Origin of the sequence: Blastococcus haudaquaticus (assembly GCF_900230285.1) — a bacterium.
GTDB classification, from domain to species: Bacteria; Actinomycetota; Actinomycetes; order Mycobacteriales; family Geodermatophilaceae; genus Blastococcus_B; species Blastococcus_B haudaquaticus.
Genome location: NZ_OCNK01000002.1, coordinates 365,916 through 387,512 on the forward strand (window position 1 = coordinate 365,916; position 21,597 = coordinate 387,512).

Below are 21,597 nucleotides of genomic sequence, written 5' to 3' on the forward strand. Positions count from 1 at the left end.
GATCCCGGAGGAGCCGGTCCAGGTGACCCGCCGAGCGGGCAGGTGAACTAGCTTCCGGTCATGGCCATCGATCCCCGCGGCGCGGACCTGAAGCGGTACCTCCAGGAAGACGACGGCGATCCCGTGGTGATGCTGAACCTGCTGCGCTACGCCGAGGGCGGTCGCGAGCTCTACGCCCGCTACGCCGAGGCCCTCTCCACGACCTTCCTCCCCCGCTACGGCGGCGAGGTCCTGTACGCCGGCGACGGTTCGACCTCCCTGGTCGCAGAGGCGGGCCAGGCCTGGGACGCGGTGCTCCTGGTTCGCTATCCCTCGCGCGAGGCGTTCAGCCGCATGGTGGCCGACCCGGAGTACCAGCAGGTCACCGCGCTGCGCACGGAGGCGCTCGAGGAAGCCGTGCTGCAGGCGACCACCGCCTGGTGACCGGACGTCGCGGGCTCGCCGCAGCAGTGTGGGCCCGGCTGGGGAGTTCGTTGTGGCCGCTGCCGGTCCTCGGCATCGTCGTGGCCATCGCCCTCGGCGTGGCACTTCCGGCGCTGGACGCGCTCCTCGAGGAGCCGGGTGGCGACCATCCGCTCACGTTCGCGTTCGGCGGCGGTCCGTCGGCGGCCCGCGACCTGCTGGCCGCGATCGCCGGCTCGTTGATCTCGGTCACCGGGCTCACGTTCTCGTTCACCGTCGTCGCGCTGCAGCTGAGCAGCAGCCAGCACTCCCCCCGCCTGCTGCAGACGTTCGTGACCGACCGGGTGGTCCAGGCCACCCTCGCCCAGTTGGTGGGGACGTTCGTCTACGCGCTGACCGTGCTGCGCACGGTGCGGACCGAGGACGCGACCAGCCGGGGCGCCGCGTTCGTCCCCCGGCTGTCCGTCACCGTCGGGTTCGCGCTCACGCTGGTGAGCGTCGTGGCCCTCGTGCTCTTCCTCGGTCACCTGGCCCGCTCGCTGCGGGTAGAGACGATGCTCCGGGACGTCCACGACGAGGCAACCGCGACCTACGGCAGGGAGGTCCCGTCGGCGGACCGGGAGGACGCAGGGGCGGGGGCGCCGCCCGTGCTGCCCGCCGGTCCGGGGCGGCTCGTCGGCGCACGGTCCAGCGGCTTCGTGGTGGACGTCGACCCCGGTCGGCTCGTCGCCGCGGCGCAGGAGTGCGACGCCGTGGTGCGGCTCACCGTCCGGATCGGTGACTCGGTGGTCGCCGGCACCCCGGTCGCCCAGGTGTGGGCGGGGGCGGGCGCCGGGGCGGACCTCGAGGACGCGCTCCTCCACGCGGTCCGGCTCGGGTTCGAGCGCTCACCCGCGCGCGACATCGCCTACAGCCTGCGCAAGGTCGTCGACATCGCCGTCCGCGCCCTCTCCCCGGGGACGAACGACCCGACCACCGCCGTCCACGCGATGTCCCACGTGTCCGCGCTGCTCGGTGACCTGGCCGGCCGGCCCCTCGGTCCGCTGACGTTCCGCGACGACGACGACCGCCTGCGCCTGGTCGTGCCCCCGTGGGAGCTGACCGACCTCGTCCAGGTGGGCCTCGAGGAGCCGCTGCAGTTCGCGTCCGGCCAGCCGGCCGTCCTGCGGAGGATCGCCCGCCTGCTCCGCGAACTGGCCTGGCGCACTCCGAGGGGCACCCTCGACAGCGGGCTCCGCGCCCATCTCGACCGGGTGGTCGACCTCGCCCGGGAGACGACGTCCGTGGACCCCGACGAGACCGAGCGGTGGCGGCGCGAGTTCGACGACGCGCTGGCCGGTCGGTGGACGCCGCACGCCTGAGGGTCAGTCGTCGAAGCCCCGCACACCGCCCAGGCTCGAGCCGTTCCCGAGCTTGCCGGCCGGGATGACGCTCAGCGAGCCGTCGCTCTCCAGCACCACCGCCCCGATGGACGACACGTCACCGGCCCCCGACGAGCGCACCGCCTGGCGGACCTCGTCCATCGTGACGCGCTGCTCGCGGAGCGCCGCCTCGATGGGGGCGCCGTCGCGCAACAGCAGCGTCGGCCGTGCGGTGACCAGGTTCCGCAGGCGGGAGATCCGCACCGCCAGCCAGGCGACGACGAACTGCAGCAGGGCCAGCAGAGCGAGAGCGACGGGCCCCTTCGGCCCAGGAGACGTCGCTGCTCAGCACGATCGTCGCGAGGGTGGAGCCCAGCGCGACCGTCACCACGAGGTCGAAGGCGTTGAGCTTCGCCAGCGTCCGCTTGCCCGACAGCCGGAGGGTCAGGACCACGGTCAGGTAGGCGGCGGCGCCGACGACGACGACGCGCACCAGATCCGACCACGAGTCGAACCACATGGATCGTTCCTCTCAGTTCCTGGTCACGACCGGTCAGCGGGATCGCTCCGGGCCACGTCGGCCGACGCGACCCGGCGGTACAGCACCCGCCCGGGCGAGGAGGTGACGCCGTGCACCACGGTGCTGGCGGCCACGACGAGAGTCCCTGCTGCCAGGACGACCGGGTCGAGCCGGAGGCGCTCGGCCTCCAGCACGAGGTAGAAAATGGCCGACACCCCGATGGGGCCGAACCAGCCGAGGAAGAGCGCGTCCGGCCGGCCCAGGCGGAGTGGCCGGCGAAGCAGCCACACGACCGGCACCCGCCGGAGGACCAGCACCGCGACCACCAGCGCCGCGCCGCGCCAGCCCAGCTCGCCCCATGCCTCCCACGGGAGCACCGCGCCGAACGCCACGAACAGCGGCAGGACCAGGAAACGGTTCACCGCTTCGTCGATGGGCGCGTCGTCGGTGCGCTCCAGGCCGGTGCCGACGAGGTTGAACGCGAGGCCGCAGACGAAGACCGCGAGGATGCCGTCGACGTGGACCAGCCCCGACAACCCGAGCACGGCCAGGGCGAGCACGGCGGTGAACAGCAGTCGGGGTCCCGGGTCGGTGGAGCCGTGCTCCTCACCCGCGCGGAGCGCCCGGCCGCCCAGCCATCCGGTCGCCGCGCCGACCGCGACCGCGCCCGCCACCTGCCAGAGCGACTCCAGCGCGGCAGCCCCGAGGGGGTCGGCGCCGGCGATCGCGAGCGCCACCAGGACGAGCGGGAGCGCGAGGCCGTCGTTGGCCCCCGACTCCAGGGAGAGGATCTGCCGGTCGCGCTCGGGGAGGTCCTCCTCCGCAGGTCCCCCGGTGACCACGCTGGACGCCAGTACCGGGTCGGTCGGGCACAGCGCGGCCCCGAGCAGGACCGCCGTCCCGAGCCCGACTCCCAGGACCAGCGCCGCCAGTCCCGCCGTCACCACGGCCATGACCGGCATGGCGACCGCCAGCAGGATCAGCACCGGCCGCAGCCGGGAGCGCGCCGCGCCGAACGGGTAGCGCAGGGCGACCGACATCACCGAGACGGCGAGGAGGATGCGCGTCGCCGGGTGCAGCCACGTGTGGTCGTCGGTGAGGGGGCGCAGGTCCAGCACCCCGGCGACGGCCGGCCCCAGCAGCACACCTGCGGTCATGGCCAGGACCGGTTCGGAGACGGGCAACCGGCGCATCCGCTCCGACAGCGCCGCCACGACCAGCCCCAGCGCTCCGGCGGCCAGCAGGATGATGTCGATCACGGCTCCCCCTCCTCTCGCCCGTCGTCCCGGATCGCGGTCGATCCGCGTGCCTGCCTGCCCCGGCCGGCCCCCGCCGACACCGCACCGGCGCACCCGGGGACATGACGGTTCGATGACACCCGTCTCGGCGCCGGACCACCGGGTAGGGCCGGGACACCGGCGCCAGGGGGGCGGCACCAGGCCGCCCCGCCGGAGATTCGAGGAGGTCCCATGACCGTCGCAGCGCAGATGCTCGACACGTACCCGCACGATCTCGGCGGGGTGGACCGGCAGAAGCTCCTGGCCTGCATCGAGGCGTGCGTCGAGTGCGCCCAGGCGTGCACGGCCTGCGCGGACGCCTGCCTCGGCGAAGAGATGGTCGCCGATCTGCGGACGTGCATCCGCACGAATCTCGACTGCGCCGACGTGTGCGATGCGACCGCGCGCGTCCTGTCCCGGCGCACCGGGTACGACGCCGGCCTCACCCGGGCCGTGCTGGAGGCCTGCGCCGCCGCCTGCAGGGCGTGCGGGGACGAGTGCGGCAGTCACGCCTCCATGCACGAGCACTGCCGGGTGTGCGCGGAGTCGTGCCGCAGCTGCGAGCAGGCCTGCCGGGAGCTGCTGACCTCTCTCGGCTGAACCAGCGCCCCGGGGGGCAGACTCGGGGCATGGGACCGTCGGGCGTGTACGAGCCGAGCCCGGTGCCGTGGGTCCGCGCGGAGGTCGAGCACCTCGAGCGGACCGGAACCGGGCTGCGGGGTCGCTCCGTCGTCCTGTTGACCACTCTCGGGGCCCGGACCGGCCTCCTCCGCAAGACGCCGCTGATGCGGATCACGCACGGGGGCGTCTACGTCGCGGTCGCCTCGACCGCGGGCGGCGACCGCCACCCCCACTGGTACGCGAACGCGCTGGCCCACCCGGAGGTCGAGCTGCGCGACGGCGACGACGTGTTCAGGCTGGTCGCGCGGGAGGTCTCGGGCGCGGAACGGACCCGGTGGTGGTCGTTCGCCTGCACCGCGTTCCCGTCCTACGTCGAGTACCAGCGCCGGACCAGCCGCCGGATCCCGGTGCTCCTCCTCGAGCCCGCCGCTACCCCCTGACGCGGGCGTCGGCCGCCGCCCACGACCCCTCGGCTCCCGGGGACGGCGCGTAGGTCCGCACCTCGCTGGTGGCGCGCAGCAGGGCCCGCAGCTCCGTCAGCCCGCCGCCGACCACCCCCCCGGCCCGGGCCTGGACGAGGGCGTTGCCCAGGGCGGCGGCCTCCACCGGGCCGGCCACCACCGGCAGCCCGCAGGCGTCCGCGGTCAGCTGGCAGAGCAGGGCGTTGCGGGCTCCCCCACCGACCAGGTGCACCACCTCGACGTCCCGGCCGCAGAGCTCGGCCGCCTGCCGGACCGTTCGCCGGTAGGCCAGCGCCAGGCTGTCGAGGATGCAGCGGACCGTCTCCGCCTGATTCTGCGGCGGCACCTGGCCGGTCTCCGCGCAGGCCTCCGCGATCCGGCCCGGCATGTCGCCGGGCGGCAGGAAGCGGGCGTCGTCCGGGTCGACGACGGCCGTGAACGCAGGCACCCGCGCGGCGGCGGCGAGCAGCTCGGACAGGTCCGCCGGCAGGCCGGCTGCGGCCCAGGTGCGCTGCGACTCCTGCAGCAGCCAGAGCCCCATGACGTTGCGCAGGTACCGGACGGTCCCGTCGACCCCGAGCTCGTTGGTGAAGCCCGCGAGCCGGCTCTCCTCGGTGACCACCGGCTTCTGCAGCTCCACGCCGACCAGCGACCAGGTGCCGCACGAGACGTAGGCGAACCGGTCGGAGGACGCGGGGACGCCGACGACCGCGGAGGCGGTGTCGTGCGAGCCCACCGCGGTCACGGGCACGGGCCCGGCCAGCCCCGTCTCGGCCAGCACGTCGGGCAGCAGCTCGCCCAACCTCTCGCCGGGCTGCCGGATCGGCGGGAAGAAGCCGCGCGGTAGGTCGAGCCGGTCGATCAGGTCCCACGCCCAGTCGTGGGTGGTGACGTCGAGCAGTCCCGTCGTCGACGCGTTGGTCAGCTCGGCGCTCACCGCTCCGGTGAGCCAGTGCGCGAACAGGTCCGGGACCAGGAGCAGCCGGCGAGCGGCGCCGAACGAGGCCGTGCCGCGCGCCGCGGCCAGCTGGAAGACGGTGGTGAAGGGCAGGTGCTGCAGGCCGGTGACCCGGTACAGCTCCTCCGGAGGGACGACGGCGTGCACGGCAGGCACCGCGGTGGCGTGCCGGGCGTCGCGGTAGTGCACCGGGTTGCCGAGCAGGGTGCCATCGCCGTCCAGCAAGCCGTGGTCGACCGCCCAGCTGTCGATGCCCACGCCGTCGAGCCGGCCGGCGTCCCGCCCGGCTGCCCGCACGCCGTCGAGGACGCCGGTGTAGAGGCCGAGGACGTCCCAGTGCAGGGTTCCCGCGGTGCGCACCGGCCGGTTGGCGAACCGGTGCACCTCCCGCAGGTCCAGCCGGTCGGGGGCGACCTCCGCGACCATCACCCGGCCGCTGGAGGCCCCCAGGTCGACGGCCGCGAACACCCCAGGGGCCTTTGTGGCCACCTTGGCCCCTCTCTCAGCGGAGGAACGCGGCAGCGACGCCGGAGTCCACGGGCACGTGCAGCCCCGTCGTCCGGGTGAGCTCGCCGCCGGTCAGTGCGAACACGGCGTCGGCCACGTGGTCGGGGAGGACCTCGCGCTTGAGCAGGGTCCGCTGGGCGTAGAACTCGCCGAGCTTGTCCTCCTCGACCCCGTACACGGCCGCCCGGCTGGCCCCCCAGCCGCCGGCGAAGATGCCCGACCCGCGGACGACGCCGTCGGGGTTGATGCCGTTGACCCGGATCTGGTGCGGGCCGAGCTCGGCGGCCAGCAGCCGTACCTGGTGGGCCTGGTCGGCCTTGGTGGCGCCGTAGGCGATGTTGTTCGGCCCGGCGAACAGGGAGTTCTTCGAGGAGATGTAGACGATGTCCCCGCCGAGCTCCTGCTCGATCATGATCCGGGCCGCCTCGCGTGAGACCAGGAAGCTCCCCTTCGCCATCACGTCGTGCTGCAGGTCCCAGTCCTGCTCGGTGGTCTCCAGCAGCGGCTTGGAGATCGACAGGCCGGCGTTGTTCACCACCAGGTCGACACCCCCGAACGCGAGCAGCGCCTCCCGGAACGCGGCGGCCACGGCTTCGGCGTCGCTGACGTCGGCGGCCACGCCGATCGCCACGTCAGCGGACCCGATCTCGGCCGCGGCGTCCTGGGCCTTCGCCAGGTCCAGGTCGGCGACGACGACGCAGGCGCCCTCGGCGGCCAGGCGGTGCGCGACCGCCTTGCCGATGCCGCTGGCCGCACCGGTGACCAGCGCGACGCGGGTCGCCAGCGACTTGGGCTTCGGCATCCGCTGGAGCTTGGCCTCCTCCAGCGCCCAGTACTCGATGCGGAACTTCTCGCTCTCGTCGATGGGCGCGTAGGTGGAGACCGCCTCGGCGCCGCGCATCACGTTGATCGCGTTGACGTAGAACTCGCCGGCCACTCGGGCGGTCTGCTTGTTGGCGCCGAAGCTGAACATGCCGACGCCGGGCACCAGCACGATCGCCGGGTCGGCGCCGCGCATCGCCGGGCTGTCCGGGGTGGCGTGCCGCGCGTAGTAGGCGGCGTACTCGGCGCGGTACTCCTGGTGCAGCTCCTTCAGCCGCGCGACGACGTCCTCGACCGGCGCGGTCGCCGGCAGGTCGACGACCAGCGGGCGCACCTTGGTGCGCAGGAAGTGGTCGGGGCAGCTCGTGCCCAGCGCGGCGAGACGGGGGTGCTCGCTCGACGCCAGGAAGTCGAGGACGACGTCGGAATCGGTGACGTGCCCGACCTGCGGCTTGTCGGTCGAGGCCAGGCCGCGGATCACCGGCGCGAGGGCGGCCGCCCTGATCCGCCGCTCCCCCTCCGGCAGCGCCTCGTACCCGGGCAGCGCCGGGCCGAAGGGATCCGGGCGGCCGCGCTCGGCGAGGAACTGCTCCGCCGTCCGGATGATCTCGAGGCTGTTGGCCTCGCACTGCTCGCTGGTCTCCCCCCACGCGGTCACGCCGTGCCCGCCGAGGATGCAGCCGATCGCCTGCGGGTTCTTCTCCGCGATCTCGGCGATGTCGAGCCCGAGCTGGAAGCCGGGCCGCCGCCAGGGCACCCAGACCACCCGGTCGCCGAAGCACTCGCGGGTCAGCTGCTCGCCGTCGGCGGCGGTGGCCAGGGCGATCCCGGAGTCGGGGTGCAGGTGGTCGACGTGCGCGGCCCGGACGAGGCCGTGCATCGCGGTGTCGATGCTCGGCGCGGCGCCGCCACGGCCGTGCAGGCAGTAGTCGAACGCGGCGACCATCTCGTCCTCCCGGTCGACGCCCGGGTAGACGTCGACCAGCGAGCGGAGCCGGTCGAGCCGGAGGACGGCGAGGCCGGCCTCCTCCAGCGTGCCGAGGTCGCCGCCGGAGCCCTTCACCCAGAGCAGCTCGACCGGCTGACCGGTGACCGGGTCGGTGTCGGTGCCCTGGGCGGAGGTGTTGCCGCCGGCGTAGTTGGTGTTGCGCGGGTCCGCGCCGAGCCGGTTGCTACGGGTCAGGAGGTCGCTGACCACGGGGTTCGTCACGTTCGTCGTCCTTCCGATGGTGACGTGCTGGAACGGCCTGGCCGCAGGGGCCCGCCGCGAGCCTGCGGGGGGTGGGGGGGCGGTCAGGTCCTTCGTCAGGCGCCCCAGCCGGCCTGCTGGCCGCCGACGCGCTCGCGGGCGATGCGCTCCTGGTAGCCGGAGCGGGCGTAGGCGGCGGACGGCTCGGGGTCCAGGCCCTGCGACTCGCGCAGCTCGCCCAGCAGCGGACGGACGTCGGTGTTGTACGCGTCCATCAGCAGCGCGTTGGCGCCGAGGACGTCACCGGCCTGCTGGGCCTCGGCGAGCGCCGCCCGGTCGACGAGCAGCGCCTTCGCCGTCGCCTCCTGGACGTTCGTGACCGACCGGATCTGGCCGGGGATCTTCGGCTCGATGTTGTGGCACTGGTCGAGCATGAAGTTGACGCCGGACTCCGGACGGAGCGCGTCGTTGCCGACGATCTCGTTCATGATCCGGAACAGCTGGAACGGGTCGGCCGAGCCCACGATGAGGTCGTCGTCGGCGTAGTTGCGCGAGTTGAAGTCGAAGGCGCCCAGACGCCCGGCCCGCAGCAGCTGCATCACGATGAACTCGATGTTCGTGCCCGGCGCGTGGTGGCCGGTGTCCAGGACGACGGTCGCCTGCTCGCCCAGCGCGAGGCAGTGCACCAGCGAGGTGCCCCAGTCGGGGATGTCCATCGCGTAGAAGTACGGCTCGAAGAACTTGTACTCGAGCAGCATCCGCATGTCCGGGCCGAGCATCGCGTAGATCTGCGAGAGCGAGTCGGCCAGCCGGTCCTGGCGGGCGCGCAGGTCGTCCTGGCCCGGGTAGTTGGTGCCGTCCGGCAGCCACACCTTGAGGTCGGTGGAGCCGGTGGCGTGCATGACCTCGACGCACTGCGCGTGGTGGTCGACGGCCCTGCGGCGGGTCGCCGGGTCGGCGTGGGTCAGCGAGCCCAGGCGGTAGTCGTCGTCCTGGAACAGGTTGGAGTTGATCGCCCCGATCCGCACGCCCAGGTCGCCGGCGTGGGCGGCGATCTTGCCGTAGTCGTCGACGAGGTCCCACGGGATGTGCAGCGAGACCCGGGGGGCGACACCGGTGTACCGGTGCACCTGGGCGGCGTCCTCGAGCTTCTCGTACGGGTCGCGGGCCACGCCCGGCTGGCCGAACACCTTGAAGCGGGTGCCGGAGTTCCCGAACGCCCACGACGGGAGCTCGATGGTCTGGGTCGCGAGCGCGCCGATGGCGGCGGCGCGGGGGTCGGTCACAAGAGCTCCTGACGGCTGGGGCACAGCTGTGAAACGTTTCAGCGACTGCTGGCGCCGACCATAGGGAGCCTGGTAGACCTGTGTCAACGGTCACGGCGCGGCGGGCAGCGCTCGCGGTTGAACCGGTTCAGCGGACTGTGCCCCGACGCCCAGGAGGAGCCTGCGTGAACGCCAGCATCCGGGACGTGGCCGAACGCGCCGGCGTCTCCGTCGGGACGGTCAGCAACGTGCTCAACCGCCCCGATACGGTCAGCGAGTCAACCCGCGACCGCGTCCTCGCCGCGATCGAGGCCCTGGGCTTCGTCCGCAACGAGTCGGCCCGCCACCTGCGCGCGGGCCGCAGCCGCACCATCGGCCTGGTCGTCCTCGACATCGCCAACCCCTTCTTCACCGACGTCGCCCGTGGTGTCGAGGAGGTGGCCAACGCGCAGGGACTCTCGGTCATCCTCTGCAACACCGACGACGAGCCGGACAAGCAGGCGGCCCACCTCGATTCCCTCGCCGAGCAGCGCGTGCAGGGCGTGCTGATCACGCCCACTGCGGAGCCCTCCCCGCAGCTGGAGTCGTTGCGACGCCGCGGGGTGCCCGTGGTCCTCGTCGACCGCCAGGCCCCGGACATCGGCCAGTGCTCGGTCGCCGTCGACGACCACCTCGGCGGACGCCTGGCCGGCGAGCACCTGCTCGAACACGGCCACCGGCGCATCACGTTCATCGGCGGCTCCTCTGGGCTGCCGCAGATCCAGGAACGCCTGGACGGCGTGAGCGCGGCGTTCCGGGCGGTGTGCGGCTCGGACGACGGCCTGACCGTCATCTCCCCGGAGTCGCTCACCGTCGCGGGCGGGCTCGAGGCGGCCGCACGCATCGTGGGCATCCCCGCCGCCCGCCGGCCCACCGCCGCGGTGTGCGCCAACGACCTCATGGCCCTCGGCGTCCTGCAGGGGATGGTGCGCCACGGCGTCCGGGTCCCGGACGACTTCGCCATCGTCGGGTACGACGACATCGACTTCGCGGCAGCGGCGGCGGTGCCGCTGACCTCGGTGCGCAAGCCGCGGCTGGAGCTGGGCCGACGGGCGACCGAGCTGCTGCTGGCCGAGGCCCGGGGCGACGGTCACCGGCACGAGCAGCAGGTGTTCGGCCCGATGCTCGTCGTCCGCGAGTCGAGCATGGTGCGCCGGGACCCGACAGCATGAAGATCGCCCTGTTCGTCACCTGCCTGGTGGACACGATGGTGCCGCAGGTCGCCCGGGCCACCGCCGTCCTGCTCCAGCGCCTGGGCCACGAGGTGGTCGTCCCGCCGGGGCAGAGCTGCTGCGGCCAGATGCACGTCAACACCGGGTACCGGCGCGAGGCGGTGCCGATCGTCGCCAACCACGTGCGCGCCTTCGCGGGCGCCGAGGCGATCGTGGCGCCGTCCGGCTCCTGCGTGGCCTCCATCCACCACCAGCAGGCGGCCGTCGCGCGGCGGGCCGGCGCGCACGCACTCGCCGACGAGGCCGCAGCACTGGCGGAGCGGACCTACGAGCTGTCGCAGTTCCTGGTCGACGTCCTGGGCGTCACCGACGTCGGCGCGTACTACCCGCACCGCGTCACCTACCACCCGACCTGCCACTCCCTGCGCATGCTCCGGGTGGGCGACCGGCCGGTCCAGCTGCTGCGCGCCGTCCGCGGTCTGGACCTCGTCGAGCTGCCCGCCGCCGACCAGTGCTGCGGGTTCGGCGGCACCTTCGCGGTCAAGAACGCCGAGACGTCGACGGCGATGCTCGCCGACAAGATGGCCAACGTGCTGTCCACGCACGCCGAGGTGTGCACGGCCGGGGACGCCTCCTGCCTGCTGCACATCGGCGGCGGGCTGTCCCGGCTGCGGTCGGGCACGCGCACCGTCCACCTCGCCGAGATCCTGGCGTCCACCGAAGAGGCCGTGACGCCCCACCAGTCGACCGCGCCATCGCTGTCCCACCCCACCACCCCGGCGGCCGCGCCATGACCGCCGTCTTCCTCGGGATCCCGACGGCACCCCGCGGCGTCGGGCACCTGCGCGGCGACGAGTCCTTCCCCGACGCTGCCCGCAACTCGCTCCAGAACGGGCAGCTCCGTGCCAACCTCGGGCACGCGACGTCGACGATCCGCGGCAAGCGGGCCGCCGTCGTCGGCGAGGTGGCCGACTGGGCGGAGCTGCGCGAGGCCGGCCGGGCGATCAAGGCGGCCACGATGGCCCGGCTCGACGAGCACCTGATCGCGCTCGAGGAGCAGGTGACCGCGCGCGGCGGGACGGTGCACTGGGCCCGGGACGCGAACGAGGCCAACGCGATCGTCACCCGGCTCGTGCAGGCGACCGGCACCGACGAGGTCGTGAAGGTCAAGTCGATGGCCACCCAGGAGATCGGGCTCAACGAGGCACTGGAGGCGGCCGGGATCGCGGCGCACGAGACCGACCTCGCGGAGCTCATCGTCCAGCTGGGCGAGGACAAGCCGTCGCACATCCTGGTGCCGGCGATCCACAAGAACCGGGCCGAGATCCGCGAGATCTTCCTGCGCACCATGCCCGGTGTGGACCCGGAGCTCACCGACGAGCCGCGACACCTGGCCATGGCCGCCCGGGCGCACCTGCGCGAGCGGTTCCTCCGGGCCCGGGTGGCGATCAGCGGGGCGAACTTCGCCGTGGCCGAGACCGGGACGCTCGCCGTCGTCGAGTCCGAGGGCAACGGCCGGATGTGCCTGACGCTCCCGCAGACGCTGATCACCGTCATGGGCATCGAGAAGGTGGTGCCCACCTGGCGTGACCTCGAGGTGTTCCTGCAGCTGCTCCCCCGCAGCTCCACCGGCGAGCGGATGAACCCGTACACGTCGCTGTGGGCCGGGGTGACTCCCGGCGACGGGCCGCAGGAGTTCCACCTGGTCCTCGTCGACAACGGCCGGACGGCGGTGCTCGCCGACGAGGTGGGCCGCGAGGCACTGCACTGCATCCGCTGCTCGGCCTGCCTGAACGTCTGCCCGGTGTACGAGCGCGCGGGGGGTCACGCGTACGGCTCGGTCTACCCCGGCCCGATCGGTGCGGTGCTGTCCCCGCAGCTGACCGGGGTGCAGGACAACGCCTCGCTGCCGTACGCGTCGTCGTTGTGCGGCGCCTGCTACGACGTCTGCCCGGTGGCCATCGACATCCCCTCGATCCTGGTCCACCTGCGGGCCGAGCACGTCGAGGCGCAGACCCGCACGACTCCCGAGGCCGTCGCCTTCCGGGCGCTGTCGAAGGCGATGTCCAGCCCTCGGTTGTGGCGCCTCGCCCAGCGCGCCGCCGGGCTCGGCCGGTTCCTCGCCCGGGGGAGGCCGACCCTGCCGGCCGCCCTGCCGCCGCCGGCCTCGAAGTGGACCCGCACCCGCGACCTGCCGACGCCCCCCGCGGAGACGTTCACGCAGGCGTGGGCCCGGGAGCACGGCGGATGACGGCGCGCGAGGACATCCTCGGCCGGATCCGGACCGCGCTCGGCCCGGACCGGCGCGTACCCGCGGAGATCAGCCGCGACTACCGGCTCACCGACGACCGCTCCCCCGACGACCTGCTCGACGTCCTGACCGACCGGCTGGAGGACTACAAGGCGACGGTGGTGCGCTGCGGTCCTGCCGACGTCGCGCCGACGATGGCCCGTGCGCTGCGGACGGCGCTCGGCGAGCACGCGCCCGCGGACGTCGTCGTCGCCCCTGGCGTGCCCGCGGCCTGGCGGCCGGACGGCGCGGTGGAGGACGACGGCCGACCCGCGGTGGACCTGGCCGCCTACGCCGCGGCGGTCGCCGGAGTCTCCGTCGCGATCGCCGAGACCGGCACGCTGGTCCTGGACGGGAGTGCGCTGTCGGGCCGGCGTGCGCTGTCCCTGCTCCCCGACTGCCTGGTCTGCGTCGTCGAGGCCCACCAGGTCGTGAGCGGCGTCCCGGAAGGGCTGGCGCGGCTCGACCCGACCGCCCCGCTCACGATGATCAGCGGCCCGTCCGCGACCAGCGACATCGAGCTGCAGCGGGTGGAGGGCGTGCACGGCCCGCGCACGTTGGTGGTCGTGCTCGTCGCCTAGATCGGCGACGGGACGACTCACGAGGCACGGCCCAGGCGCGGGGGGATTCACGACCACGCCGGGGCCGGTGCCGGCCATGTGCCCCGAGTGCTTGCACGCGAAACCACCTGACCATCGCGCGCCACGTTTGGCGGGCGGAGCGCACCCGGGGTGTCCCGGGGCCCCGCCCGGGGTCAGCATGCGCGATCCCGACTCGTCTCGCAACTGTCGTCCCCGACGTCTTTCCGGGTCGGGGGCGCGACACGCCGTGCAGTTGATGCAAACTTGCATAGAGTGCAATATTCGACCATCATGGTGCCCATGTCGACCGGCCTGCGCGAGCGCAAGAAGCTCGCCACCCGGTCGGCCCTCCACCTCGCCGCTCTCCAGCTGGTGGCCGAGCGCGGGCTGGACGAGGTGTCGGTCGACGACATCGCCGAGCGCGCCGACGTCTCGCCACGGACGTTCTTCAACTACTTCCCGTCCAAGATCGACGCCGTCGTCGGCCTGGACCCGGCAGCGCCGCAGCGGCAGGTCGAGGCCTTCCTGAGCCGGCCGGCCGACGAGTCGCCGGTCGAGGCGATGCGTGCGGTCGCCCGCGAGCAGGCCGCCGAGATGAGCGAGAACACCGAGCTGTGGCCGCTGCGCCTCACGGTGATCGACGCGCACCCGGCGGCGTTGGCGCGCCTCGCGGCGGCCTTCGGCGAGTCCGAGCAGGTCCTCGCCGCGGCGATCGGCGAGCGGACCGGCACCCGGGTGGGCGCCGACGCCTACCCCGCGCTCCTCGCCGGCGTCGCAGCCGCGGCGATGCGCACGTCGCTGCACCGCTGGTTCGCCGGCGACTTCACCGCGGCCCTCCCGGACCTCGTCGACGAGACCTGGGACCTGCTGGCCGCGGGACTCCCCGCCCCCCGCTGATACACCCGAGCGGCCCGCGCCGTCCGCTCGATCCGGTGCCGCGCACCCGCGGCACCACCGCCCGACCGAGGAGACCTCGTGCACGCCCCGCCCAGCGACGCTCTGTCCAACGACGCGGCCGCGCAACCGCCCATCGTGCTCACCCGGCGTCGCATCAACACCATCTTCGGCGCCCTGCTGGCCGGGATGCTCATGGCCAGCCTCGACCAGACCATCGTCTCGACGGCGATGCCGACCATCGTCGGCGAGCTCGGCGGCGTCTCGCACATGGCGTGGATGACCACCGCCTACCTGCTGGCCACCACCCTGGTCATGCCCGTCTACGGCAAGTTCGGCGACCTCTGGGGCCGGCGCACGCTGTTCCTCGTCGCGATCGGCCTGTTCACCGTCGCCAGCGTCGGGGCGGCAACGGCGCCCGACTTCGGCTGGCTCGTGGTCTGGCGCGGTGTCCAGGGCCTCGGCGGCGGCGGGCTGATGATCCTCTCGCAGGCGATCATCGCCGACATCGTCCCGGCGCGGGAGCGCGCCAAGTACATGGGCCCGATCGGCGCCCTCTTCGGCCTGTCCGCCGTGGCCGGTCCCCTCGTCGGCGGGTTCTTCACCGACCACGACTCCCTCGGTTGGGAGTGGGCCTTCTGGATCAACGTCCCGGTCGGCCTGACCGCGTTCGCGATCGGCTGGTTCGCCCTCACGCTGCCCCGCAAGAAGAACAGCACCCCGATCGACTACGCCGGCATCCTCGCGCTGTCGGCAGCCACCACCTCGCTCGTGCTGTTCACCGACTTCGGTGGTCGTGACGGCTGGGGCTCCTGGCAGGCGCTGACGCTGCTGGCCCTGCTCGTCGTCTCTGCGGTCGCCTTCGTCGCGGTCGAGCTGCGCGCCGCCGAGCCGATCATCCCGATGACGCTGTTCCGCAACCGCACGTTCGTGGTCGCCACCGCGCTCGGCATGGCGGTCGGGCTCGGCATGTTCTCGGCCATCGCCTTCATGCCGACGTTCCTGCAGATGGCGTCCGGGCTGTCGGCGGCGAACTCCGGCCTGCTGATGGTCCCGATGGTCGTCGGCATCATCATCACCATCCAGGGCTCGGCCAGCTTCATCATGCGGACCGGCCGGTACAAGGTCTTCACCATCGCCGGCGTCGCCGTGATCATGGCCGCGATGATCTGGATGACGACGCTGTCCGGGGACACCTCGCTGTGGACCATCGGCGGGATGTTCCTCGCCCTCGGCGCCGGGCTCGGGCTGATCATGCAGAACGTCGTCCTCGCGGCCCAGAACGCCGTGCCGGCCGACCAGATCGGGACGGCGACGTCGACGAACAACTACTTCCGCGAGGTCGGTGCCACCCTCGGCGTCGCCGTCTTCGGGACGCTGTTCACCAGCCGGCTGGCCGACAACCTCACCGGGGCGCTCAGTGGCAACGCCGAGCAGGCCGGGCAGGCGGGCATCACCTCGCCGGACACCCTGGTGCCGTCGGCGGTCGAGGCGGCCGGCGACCCGCTGCGGTCGGCCATCGTCGATGCCTACGCCAACAGCCTGGCGCCAGTGTTCTGGTACCTGGTGCCGATCCTGGCCGTCGGGCTCCTGCTGGCCCTGGTGCTCAAGGAGATCCCGCTGTCCGAGCACGCCGGCATGGTGGCCCGAGGCGAGGCAGTGAACTCCGAGGCGGAGCTGGCCGCGCTGTCGGCGCCGGCCACCGTCGACGAGCTCGTCGTCCTCGAGGACGACCGGGACGACGAGCAGCGCCTGCGCCTGTAGCTGCGCGCCCCACCGAGACCCGGAACCCGTCGGTTCCGGGCCTCGGTGCTTCAGGCCTCGCCGAGGGGTCACACGGCGTCGAGGTCGCGGGCGATGTCCGCCGCGGCCTCGGTCAGCGCAGCTCTCCAAACCGGCAGCCGGTCGCGGGAGTACCGCGCGGTGGGTGCGGCCAGGGAGAGCGCGGCGCCGGCGAAGCCCCCTGCCGGGGGCACCGCGACGCCGACCGCGGTCAGCCCTGCCTCGGTGCCCTGGTCGTTCACCGCGAACCCGCGACGCCGGGCGGTGCGCAGCTCGCGGAGCACGTGGGCGAGCACCGTCCCGTCCAGGGCGGTGAGGACAGCGGCGACCTCGTCGTCGGCCATCGTGGCCAGCACCGCCTTGCCGCCCGAGGTCCGGTGCGCCGGCAGGGTCCGGCCGGCCCGGTCGCCGACCCGGAGCACCTGGGCGCTCTCGACGGTCGCGACGAAGCGGATGTCCGACCCGGCCAGCACCATCACGTTGGCCGTCTCCCCTACCGCGTCGACCAGCCGGCGCAGGTGCGGCAGGGCCACCTCGCGCAGTGTGGCGACCGAGGCCTGCTGCACCGGTCCGCGGCGCAGCACCGGGCCTGCTGCGTAGCGGCGGTCGGGGAGCTGCTCGGCGAAGTCGCGGTAGACCAGCATCCCGAGCAGCCGGTGCGCCGTCGAGACCGAGACCCCGAGGCGCCCGGCGACGTCGGTGACCCGCATCGCCCCCTCGTGCTGCAGCAGGCTGGCCAGGAGCAGCGCCGAGTCGACGGAGGCGATGGCGTACGCAGGCCTGTTCTTCAACGCAGAAAACTCTATCCCCTCCTGCGGGACGTGCGGGACCGTCGAGGTGCCACACCATCCACGGAGGGACCAGCGACGTGCAGTTCTACCTCGACGGCTACCGACCCGGCGACCCGTTCGTGGAGCAGCCGCACCCGTCCGTGACCGCGCGCTCCGGGAGCCTGCCCGACGAGGTCGACGTGCTGATCGTCGGCTGCGGCCCGGCCGGCATGGTCCTGGCCGCACAGCTCGCCCGGTTCCCGGAGATCCGGACGGCGATCATCGACCGGCGGAAGGGCCCGCTCGAGGTGGGTCAGGCCGATGGCGTCGCCTGCCGGACCGTCGAGATGTTCGAGGCGTTCGGGCTGGCCGACCAGCTGGTCTCGGAGGCCTACTGGGTCAACGAGGTCGGCTTCTGGCGACCCGATCCGGAGGACCCCTCCCGCATCACCCGGACCGGACGCATCCAGGACGTCGAGGACGGCCTGTCGGAGTTCCCGCACGTCATCGTCAACCAGGCACGGATGCTCGCCTACCTGCGCGACTCCATGGCCCGGTCGTCGTCGCGGCTCGAGCCCTGGTACGGGCTGCAGGCCGCCGATCTCGACATCTCCCCCGACGGCAGCACCCCCGTGACCGTCACGGTCCGCCACGTCCGGGACGGCGTCGGGACCGGCGAGACCTCCACGATCCGCGCGCGGTACGTCGTCGGCTGCGACGGTGCTCGCAGCGCGGTCCGGACGTCGATCGGCCAGGAGCTCGTCGGCGACGCGATGAACCAGACCTGGGGCGTCATGGACGTCCTGGCCGTCACCGACTTCCCCGACATCCGGCTGAAGGCCGTCGTCCAATCGGCCAACCAGGGCAACCTGCTGATCATCCCGCGCGAGGGCGGCTACCTGGTCCGGCTCTACATCGAGCTCGACCAGGTCAGCGACCGGGAGATGCTGGACGGCCGCAGCGTCGACCCGGACAAGCTGGTCGCGGTGGCCAACCGGATCCTGCACCCGTACTCGATCGACGTGAAGAGCGTCGGCTGGTGGTCGGTGTACGAGATCGGCCAGCGGCTGTGCCGGAAGTTCGACGACGTGCCGGCCGAGGAGATGTCGGCCCGGCTCCCCCAGGTCTTCATCGCCGGCGATGCCTGCCACACCCACAGCGCCAAGGCCGGCCAGGGCATGAACGTGTCGATGGCCGACGCCTGGAACCTGGGCTGGAAGCTCGCCGCGGTCCTGCGGGGCACCGCGCGGCCGGAGCTCCTGCACACCTACTCCGACGAACGGCAGAAGGTCGCGCAGGAGCTTATCGACTTCGACCGCGAGTTCGCCCGCATGATGAGCGCCAGGCCGCGCACCTCCCCCGACGACGAGGACGGCGTGGACCCGGCGGCGTTCCAGGAGCACTTCGCCGCCCAGGGGCGCTTCACCGCCGGGGTCGCCACCCGCTACGAGCCGTCGATGCTCACCGCGGCCGACGCCTCCTCTTCCCCTGCCGAGGGCTTCCCGCTCGGCATGCGCTTCCACTCCGCCCCCGTGGTGCGGCTGGCCGACGCCAAGCCGGTGCAGCTCGGGCACGCAGCCCGCGCGGACGGGGCCTGGCGGCTGTACGTCTTCGCCGACTCGCCCGACCCGACCTCGTCGGGGTCGCGGGCCCGGGCGCTGTTCGAGCACCTGGCCTCGGAGAAGTCGCCCCTGATCCGGTTCACCCCGGCCGGCGCCGACCCCGACGCGGTGATCGACGTCCGCGCCGTCTTCCAGCAGGGCCACCGCGACCTGGACGTCGGTCAGCTCCCCGCCGTCCTGGTGCCACGCAAGGGCACCTTCGGCCTGGTCGACCACGAGAAGGCGTTCTGCCCCGACCCGACGGCCACCGACATCTTCGACCTGCGCGGCATCGACCGGGCGCAGGGAGCCATGGTGCTGGTCCGGCCCGACCAGTACGTGGCGCACGTGCTGCCCCTCGACGGGTACGACGAGCTCGCCGACTTCCTGGCCGGAGTGCTGCTCGACGCCTGACGCGGCCCGGTGGCTACGGTGCCGGGATGCCGTCCCTCCCCCGCGACGCCGCCCGTGTCCTGCTCGGGGTGGCCATGGTCGGGGCGGGCGTCCTGCACCTGACCAGCCAGCGGCAGGAGTTCCGGGCTCAGGTGCCCGACTGGTTCCCCGTCGACGAGGACCTCACGGTGCTCGGCTCGGGCGTCGCCGAGATCGCCCTGGGCGCAGCCTTCGTCGCGCTCCCGCAGAAGCGGCGGCTCGTCGGGGCGCTGCTGGCGGCGTTACTCGTGGTGATCTTCCCGGGCAACGTCGCCCAGTACGTGGAGGGCACCGACGCCTTCGGGCTCGACACCGACACGAAGCGGCTCGTGCGGCTCTTCTTCCAGCCCCTGCTCGTGCTGCTGGCCCTGTTCGGCGGCGGCTGGTTCCGGCGCACCCACCGCGACTGACCTCCGCTACCCCCGGGCGGCGTTCGCCTCCGCCATGAGCCGCTCGAGCTCCGCCATCGGGACGGCGGACCCGAAGTCGGTCGCGAACCGCCCCATCGGCATGGAACCGATCATCTGCAGCATCCCGTCGTGCATCTCGCCGGCGCCCTCGGGCATCGTCTCGAGGAAGCCCGCCAGCAGCTGCGCGCCGACCACCGGGTGTCCGAACCACTCCGCCACCGACGAGCCGAGCGTCAGCTCCGGGACGACGTCGTCCCCGGTGAGCGTCACGGTCGCCTCGGCGACGACGTCGGCGGCGCTGCGGCCGATCTGGACGGTGTACTCCCCCGGCGCCACGAGCCAGCCGCCTCCGCGCACGTCCCAGTAGGCGAAGGCGCGGCGGTCCAGCCCGAAGCCCACCGTGCGCGACTCCCCCGCCGCCAGTGACACCTTCGCGAACGCACGCAGCTCCCGCACGGGCCGCCGGACCGGTCCGGCCGTCGTCGCGACGTAGACCTGGACCACGTGCCGGCCGGCCCGCTCGCCGGTGTTGGTCACGGTCATGCTGACCGTCGCCGTGTCGTCCCCGGTCGCGCGCACCTGCAGGCCGGCCGTCTCGACGGTCGTGTAGCTCAGTCCGTGGCCGAACGGGTACCGGACGGCGCGGTCGACGGAGAGGTAGTGCCGGTAGCCGACCATCAAGCCCTCGCCGTACCGGACGTGCCCCTGCTCGCCCGGGAAGTTCAGGTAGCTGGGGTTGTCCTGCAGCCGCAGCGGGATGGTCTCGGCCAGCCGTCCCGACGGGTCGACGGCGCCGGTGAGCAGGTCCGCGAGGGCGCCTCCGCCGGCTTGGCCGAGCAGGAACCCGGCCAGGATCGCGTCGACGTCGTCGTGCCACCCCTCGAGCGACACCACACCCCCCGAGGAGAGCACGACGACGGTGCGCGCGCCGACCGCCGCCACGGCTTGGATCAGCTCCACCTGGACGGCGGGCAGGTCGAGGGTCGTGCGGTCGAAGCCCTCGGACTCGTCCGCCTCGGCGAGCCCGGCGAAGACGACGGTCACCTCGGCGTCCCGGGCGGCGGCGACCGCCTCCTCCCGCAGCGCCGGCGCGTCACCGGAGCCGTCGAGGGTGAACCCGGGCGCGAAGACGACGTCGTCCACCGCCTGCCGCAGCGCGCCCACGGCGTCGTCGACCCGGGTGGCGTTGACGTGCGAGCTCCCACCGCCCTGGAATCGCGGGGTCCGGGCGAACTCCCCCACCACGGCGATGCGGGCGCCTCCGGTCAGGGGCAGCGCGCCGTCGTCGTTCTTCAGCAGCACGGCACAGCCGGCGGCGAGCTCGCGGGCCAGGGCGTGGTGCGCCTCGACGTCGACGCCGTCGGTCGGCTCGGTCACCAGCCCGGCGAGGGCGGCGACCCGCCTTGCGCTGCGGTCGACGACGGCCTCGTCCATTGTCCCGGCCCGCACCGCGTCGACGACGAGCTGGTTGCCTGCGCCGTGGTCGCCGGGCATCTGCAGGTCCAGGCCGGCCTCCAACGCGGCCACCCGGTCCTGCACCGCGCCCCAGTCGGAGACGACGGCACCCTCGAAGCCCCACTCGCCACGCAGCACGTCGGTCAGCAGCCAGCGGTGCTGCGACGCGTAGACGCCGTTGATCTTGTTGTAGGCGCACATGACCGTCGCCGGCCGCGCCTCGGTGACGACGCGTTCGAAGGCCGGCAGGTAGATCTCGCGGAGGGTGCGCTCGTCGACGTCGGCGCTGATCTGCATGCGCTGCGTCTCCTGGTTGTTGGCCGCGAAGTGCTTCACCGACGCGCCGACTCCCTCGCCCTGCTGTCCGCGCACGTGGGCGGCGCCCAGCACGCCGGCCAGCAGCGGGTCCTCCGCGTAGTACTCGAAGTTGCGGCCGCACAGCGGCGACCGCTTGATGTTCACGCCCGGCCCGAGCACGACGGGAACGCCGAGCGCCCGCGCCTCCCGACCGACGGCGGCACCGATGCGCTCGGCGACCTCGGGGTCCCAGCTCGACCCGACGGCGACGGCGGGCGGGAAGCAGGTGGCCGGCAGGCTCTGCAGCAGGCCGATCTGCTCGAAGTCGGCCTCCTGGCGGCGGACGCCGTGCGGCCCGTCGGTGAGCACGACCGACGGCAGGCCGGCCTCCTCGATCGGCGCCGTCGACCAGAAGTCCTGCCCGGACAGCAGGGCGGCCTTGCGCCCCAGGGGCAGTGGGGTCACGTCGTCGGTCATCGGTTCTCCTCGTG

At 73.3% G+C, this 21,597-nt stretch carries 19 protein-coding genes and 1 pseudogene; 12 read left to right on the forward strand and 8 right to left on the reverse strand.

Translation table 11 applies throughout. The annotated features are described in order from the left end of the window. The first annotated feature begins 60 nt into the window (after window positions 1–60). The gene (locus CRP30_RS08375; protein WP_097183495.1) at window positions 61–423 is read left to right on the forward strand and encodes a DUF1330 domain-containing protein; all 363 of its coding nucleotides are present in this window, start codon (window positions 61–63) and stop codon (window positions 421–423) included. Then, window positions 420–1,763 carry a DUF2254 domain-containing protein gene (locus CRP30_RS08380; protein WP_159961631.1) on the forward strand — a complete coding sequence of 448 codons (1,344 nt, stop codon included), beginning with the start codon at window positions 420–422 and terminating at the stop codon, window positions 1,761–1,763. Before CRP30_RS08375 ends, CRP30_RS08380 begins: the two co-directional genes overlap by 4 nt. A gap of 3 nt (window positions 1,764–1,766) precedes the next feature. Here CRP30_RS08380 and CRP30_RS22980 read toward each other — a convergent pair whose 3' ends face one another. From CRP30_RS22980 to CRP30_RS08390, 3 genes and pseudogenes are all read right to left on the reverse strand, one after another. Further along, window positions 1,767–2,027, reverse strand: a complete 261-nt coding sequence (locus CRP30_RS22980; protein ID WP_235003270.1) for a YetF domain-containing protein — start codon at window positions 2,025–2,027, stop codon at window positions 1,767–1,769. Window positions 2,028–2,151: 124 nt separating this feature from the next. Further along, window positions 2,152–2,283, reverse strand: a pseudogene (locus CRP30_RS23330) (DUF421 domain-containing protein); the annotation flags it as partial. A 23-nt stretch (window positions 2,284–2,306) separates the two neighbouring features. Beyond that, entirely contained in the window at window positions 2,307–3,542 is a 1,236-nt protein-coding gene (locus CRP30_RS08390) for a cation:proton antiporter domain-containing protein (RefSeq protein ID WP_235003271.1), read from the reverse strand. A 210-nt stretch (window positions 3,543–3,752) separates the two neighbouring features. Between CRP30_RS08390 and CRP30_RS08395 the strand changes: the two genes are divergently transcribed. Continuing rightward, entirely contained in the window at window positions 3,753–4,160 is a 408-nt protein-coding gene (locus CRP30_RS08395) for a four-helix bundle copper-binding protein (RefSeq protein WP_097183497.1), read from the forward strand. A gap of 29 nt (window positions 4,161–4,189) precedes the next feature. After that, complete coding sequence (locus CRP30_RS08400; protein WP_097183498.1) at window positions 4,190–4,621, forward strand: nitroreductase family deazaflavin-dependent oxidoreductase; 432 nt, start codon at window positions 4,190–4,192, stop codon at window positions 4,619–4,621. On the opposite strand, the gene CRP30_RS08405 is transcribed toward CRP30_RS08400, so the two are convergent. The 3 genes from CRP30_RS08405 to rhaI form a co-directional block, all read right to left on the reverse strand. Next, on the reverse strand, window positions 4,611–6,089 hold the full coding sequence (locus CRP30_RS08405; RefSeq protein ID WP_235003272.1) for a rhamnulokinase: 1,479 nt from the start codon (window positions 6,087–6,089) through the stop codon (window positions 4,611–4,613). The two genes, CRP30_RS08400 and CRP30_RS08405, sit on opposite strands and share 11 nt — an antisense overlap. 13 nt (window positions 6,090–6,102) lie before the next feature. Then, the gene (locus tag CRP30_RS08410) at window positions 6,103–8,139 is read right to left on the reverse strand and encodes a bifunctional aldolase/short-chain dehydrogenase (protein WP_097183499.1); all 2,037 of its coding nucleotides are present in this window, start codon (window positions 8,137–8,139) and stop codon (window positions 6,103–6,105) included. 95 nt (window positions 8,140–8,234) lie between these two features. After that, complete coding sequence (rhaI, locus tag CRP30_RS08415) at window positions 8,235–9,404, reverse strand: L-rhamnose isomerase (RefSeq protein WP_097183500.1); 1,170 nt, start codon at window positions 9,402–9,404, stop codon at window positions 8,235–8,237. A gap of 164 nt (window positions 9,405–9,568) precedes the next feature. On the opposite strand from rhaI, the gene CRP30_RS08420 reads away from it, so the two are divergent. From CRP30_RS08420 to CRP30_RS08445, 6 genes are all read left to right on the forward strand, one after another. Continuing rightward, window positions 9,569–10,594, forward strand: a complete 1,026-nt coding sequence (locus tag CRP30_RS08420; RefSeq protein ID WP_235003273.1) for a LacI family DNA-binding transcriptional regulator — start codon at window positions 9,569–9,571, stop codon at window positions 10,592–10,594. Continuing rightward, window positions 10,591–11,388, forward strand: coding sequence for a (Fe-S)-binding protein (locus CRP30_RS08425; protein WP_097183501.1), 798 nt, complete (start codon window positions 10,591–10,593; stop codon window positions 11,386–11,388). Before CRP30_RS08420 ends, CRP30_RS08425 begins: the two co-directional genes overlap by 4 nt. Beyond that, complete coding sequence (locus CRP30_RS08430) at window positions 11,385–12,845, forward strand: LutB/LldF family L-lactate oxidation iron-sulfur protein (RefSeq protein ID WP_097183502.1); 1,461 nt, start codon at window positions 11,385–11,387, stop codon at window positions 12,843–12,845. The genes CRP30_RS08425 and CRP30_RS08430 overlap by 4 nt, the downstream gene beginning before the upstream one ends. Further along, window positions 12,842–13,465 (forward strand): LutC/YkgG family protein, encoded by a 624-nt coding sequence (locus CRP30_RS08435; RefSeq protein WP_097184069.1) that lies wholly within the window; start codon window positions 12,842–12,844, stop codon window positions 13,463–13,465. The genes CRP30_RS08430 and CRP30_RS08435 overlap by 4 nt, the downstream gene beginning before the upstream one ends. A gap of 273 nt (window positions 13,466–13,738) precedes the next feature. After that, window positions 13,739–14,362: a TetR family transcriptional regulator gene (locus tag CRP30_RS08440; RefSeq protein ID WP_143278427.1), complete on the forward strand. Its 624-nt coding sequence runs from the start codon at window positions 13,739–13,741 to the stop codon at window positions 14,360–14,362. Between the two features lie 78 nt (window positions 14,363–14,440). Continuing rightward, on the forward strand, window positions 14,441–16,123 hold the full coding sequence (locus CRP30_RS08445; RefSeq protein WP_097183504.1) for an MDR family MFS transporter: 1,683 nt from the start codon (window positions 14,441–14,443) through the stop codon (window positions 16,121–16,123). A gap of 68 nt (window positions 16,124–16,191) precedes the next feature. On the opposite strand, the gene CRP30_RS08450 is transcribed toward CRP30_RS08445, so the two are convergent. Beyond that, on the reverse strand, window positions 16,192–16,932 hold the full coding sequence (locus CRP30_RS08450; RefSeq protein WP_097183505.1) for an IclR family transcriptional regulator: 741 nt from the start codon (window positions 16,930–16,932) through the stop codon (window positions 16,192–16,194). 77 nt (window positions 16,933–17,009) lie between these two features. On the opposite strand from CRP30_RS08450, the gene CRP30_RS08455 reads away from it, so the two are divergent. After that, on the forward strand, window positions 17,010–18,926 hold the full coding sequence (locus CRP30_RS08455; RefSeq protein ID WP_097183506.1) for an FAD-binding monooxygenase: 1,917 nt from the start codon (window positions 17,010–17,012) through the stop codon (window positions 18,924–18,926). Between the two features lie 26 nt (window positions 18,927–18,952). Beyond that, window positions 18,953–19,354 carry a DoxX family protein gene (locus tag CRP30_RS08460; protein ID WP_097183507.1) on the forward strand — a complete coding sequence of 134 codons (402 nt, stop codon included), beginning with the start codon at window positions 18,953–18,955 and terminating at the stop codon, window positions 19,352–19,354. A 6-nt stretch (window positions 19,355–19,360) separates the two neighbouring features. Here CRP30_RS08460 and CRP30_RS08465 read toward each other — a convergent pair whose 3' ends face one another. Next, on the reverse strand, window positions 19,361–21,583 hold the full coding sequence (locus CRP30_RS08465) for a glycoside hydrolase family 3 C-terminal domain-containing protein (RefSeq protein ID WP_097183508.1): 2,223 nt from the start codon (window positions 21,581–21,583) through the stop codon (window positions 19,361–19,363). Between the last annotated feature and the right edge of the window lie 14 nt (window positions 21,584–21,597).